Here is a 581-nt window from a genome sequence, read left to right as displayed (position 1 = left end):
AAAGGTATCACTCGGGCTTGTTCAACACTTGGGATAAGGACGCGGCTACGCGCGGCCTATCCTTATCTGTTATATTTACTTTATTTGCACACTTGTTGGTTCTTCGTTTCGTAGGTTTGATAAGTTTTTGTTAAAGTCTTTAGATACCTTAGAATACCAATATTCGAGTAATTTAGAATTACAATTGCTATCCAATATAGGTTGGATTGATTCTTCTGACATTTCTAATGTAAGCGCAGGATCGCCAACAATAGAGTTGAATTTTTTATATGATACTCGCGTTTTTTCAATAGTTAATTTATCAATTTCTTCAATTTGCTTTTTAGTCAATGAATAGGATGTATTACATTCAGTGTCTACTAAAGAAAAAGTAACGTCATACATATTTATATTGCCAATATATTTAGATAAACGAAGAGCCTGAGGTTCTGCGTTAGAAAAAAAACTGATAGTAAAAAAAAGTATAAATAAACTAAATTTCAACGACTGAACTCCATGTAAATATAACGATCATAGTTCATGAGCCGTAGGTCTCATGTAACGGGTTGTTCTTTACTTCGCAGAGAGGAGGTTGTCGCTAC

1 protein-coding gene is annotated in these 581 nt (G+C 33.7%); it reads right to left on the bottom strand.

Translation table 11 applies throughout. The features are described 5' to 3' along the window. Positions 1 to 75: 75 nt before the first annotated feature. Positions 76 to 483: a hypothetical protein gene (locus tag Q4600_RS21135; RefSeq protein WP_303518514.1), complete on the bottom strand. Its 408-nt coding sequence runs from the start codon at positions 481 to 483 to the stop codon at positions 76 to 78. Positions 484 to 581: the final 98 nt, after the last annotated feature.

This window comes from Shewanella sp. 2_MG-2023, from assembly GCF_030548905.1.
Taxonomy (GTDB): domain Bacteria; phylum Pseudomonadota; class Gammaproteobacteria; order Enterobacterales; family Shewanellaceae; genus Shewanella; species Shewanella electrodiphila.
The sequence above is the reverse complement of the archived record's forward strand: the minus strand, read 5'-3'. Positions and strand labels throughout refer to the sequence as shown.